Below are 2,423 nucleotides of genomic sequence, written 5' to 3' on the forward strand. Positions count from 1 at the left end.
CCGGCCAGCGAGTACGAGAACGACCTGCTGGACAGCTCCAGCCACCGCGACGGCACATCCCGCCTGTCGTGCCAGATCACCGTCTCGGCGGAACTGGACGGCCTGCGCGTGACCATCGCACCTGAAGACTGAGGGGAGGAAGACATGACCTCAGTGAACGACAAGGTGCAGGCGCTGCTGGAAGAGCTGGTGGCCGGCGGTCGCGAGATTGGCGTGCAGGTTTGCGCCTGGCAGGGTGAGGAACAGATCGTCGACGCCTGGGCCGGCGTCGCCGATCCGGAAACGGGCGTCAAGGTTGACGGTGACACCCTGTTCAACGTCTTCTCGGTGTCCAAAGCCGTCACGGCCGTGGCCGTGCACATGCAGGTGGAACGGGGGCTGATCGATTACGACGCGCCCGTGGCGGCCTATTGGCCGGAATTTGCCCAGGCCGGCAAGGGCGATGTCACCGTGCGCCATGTGCTGAGCCATGTGTCCGGCGTGCTGCGCATGCCGCCGGACGTCACGCCGGAGCTGATGACCAACTGGGACTGGATGTGCCAGCGCATCGCCGAGATGCCGGCCGCCTATCCGGCGGGTAGCCGCTCCTCCTACCAGTCCATGACCTTCGGCTGGCTGCTGGGGGAGATTGTGCGCCGCACCGATCCAAAGCGGCGCCCTTTCGGCCAGTTCGTGAAGGATGAGATCGCTGATCCCTTGGGCGCCACGGATCTGTGGCTGGGCATTCCGGCCGCGGTGGAATCCCGCATCGCCCGCCTGAACGATGTCGCCGTCTATGTGATGCCCGACGGCAACGCCATGCGTGAGGCGCAGCCGCTGGCCGTCGATCTGATGCCCGACCCGTTCGAACGGCCTTACGTGCGCAGGGCCTGTATCCCGGCCGTGGGCGGCATCTTCAACGCCCGCAGCATGGCGCGCTTCTGGGCCATGCTGGCCAATGGCGGCACGCTGGGTGGCGTGCGCCTGCTGTCGGCGGAACGGGTGGCCGGCTTCGCCGGTCCCCGGCCCCATTTCGACGACGCCGATCCCGTGTTCTTCGGCATGAAGGTGCCCATCGGCTGGGCGGGGTTCTGGCTGGGCGGGGCGGAGGCGCCGCCCGTGTCCGCCCCGCGCAACATGCGCGCGCTTTGCCACCCGGGCATGGGCGGCACCATCGGCTGGTCCGACCCGGACCTCAAGCTGGCGGTGGCGTTCTGCCATAACCGCATGTTCGACACGGTGGACATCACCCAGGACAGCCGCACCATGGTGGGCGACGTTATCCGGGCGGCGCTATGACCGGCTGGGACTATGTGATCGTGGGTGCGGGTTCCGCCGGCTGCGTGCTGGCGGACCGCCTGTCCGAGAATCCGGCCAATCGCGTGCTGCTGCTGGAGGCGGGGCCGGAGGACAAGAGCCCCTTCATCCACATGCCGCGCGGCGCCGCCAAGCTGTACGGCGACCCGCGCCACGTCTGGTACTTCCAGACCGAGGCGTATGAGGATGTGCCGTCCGAGGCGTGGCTGCGCGGCAAGATGCTGGGCGGGTCGTCCTCCATCAACGGGATGATGTACTTCCGGGGGCAGCCGCAGGACTACGACGGGTGGGAGGCCCTGGGCGCTACGGGATGGGGCTGGAACGAGATGGGGCGGGCGTTCCGCGCCATTGAACGCAACGGCTTCGCCGGCGACGAGGTTCGGGGCGATGGCCCTCTGGGCATCAGTCAGGAGACGGAACGGACCCCGCTGACGGAGGCTTTCATCGCCGCCGGCCAGCAAATGGGCGTGCCCAGGGTGGGGGATCTCAACCTGCCCCGGCAGGAAGGCGTGGGCTACACCACCCGCACCATCTGGAAGGGGCGGCGGCAGAGCGCGGCGCAGGCCTTCCTGAAGCGCGCGCGCGGGCGGCGTAACTTGCGGGTGGTGACTGGTGCCACCGTTGACCGCGTCCTGTTCGATGGTCGGCGGGCCGTCGGTGTGTGCGCCCAGGTCGGCGGTGTCGCGCAGGATTTCAAGGCGGAGGGTGAGGTCATCCTGTCGGCCGGCGCCCTCATGAGCCCGCAGATCCTGCAACGGTCGGGCGTGGGGCCGGCCGCCTTGCTGACTCCCCTGGGCGTGCCGGTGGTGGCGGACAGTCCGGGCGTGGGCGAGCATATGCTGGAACACCGACTGTACATGATGTCCTATGACCTGGCCGGTCCCTACAGCCACAATCCGCAACTGCGCGGCATGCGGCTGGCGGCCAATGTGCTGCGCTACTACCTGACCCGGACCGGCCCCATGGCAGCGGGGTACGCCAACGTGGGTGCCTTCGCCCGCGTGTTGCCGGAATCCGCCACGCCCGACGTGGAGATCCTGCTGAGTCCCGCCCTCGCCACGCCCGATGCACCCGGCCGGTTGGTGCCGGACGCGGGGCACAGCATTCAGCTTTTCGGGTATCCGTTG

Annotated in this window: 2 protein-coding genes; both read left to right on the top strand. The window is 68.5% G+C overall.

Annotation, left to right across the window (positions count from 1 at the left end; genetic code table 11):
• The first annotated feature begins 144 nt into the window (after positions 1–144).
• Positions 145–1,278 carry an EstA family serine hydrolase gene (locus I55_RS27875; RefSeq protein ID WP_044564001.1) on the top strand — a complete coding sequence of 378 codons (1,134 nt, stop codon included), beginning with the start codon at positions 145–147 and terminating at the stop codon, positions 1,276–1,278.
• Positions 1,275–2,423: GMC family oxidoreductase (locus I55_RS27880; protein WP_044564002.1), on the top strand; the 1,149-nt coding region annotated here is incomplete at its 3' end. The genes I55_RS27875 and I55_RS27880, both read left to right, overlap by 4 nt.

Origin of the sequence: Azospirillum sp. B4 (assembly GCF_000333275.1) — a bacterium.
Classification (GTDB): Bacteria; Pseudomonadota; Alphaproteobacteria; order Azospirillales; family Azospirillaceae; genus Nitrospirillum.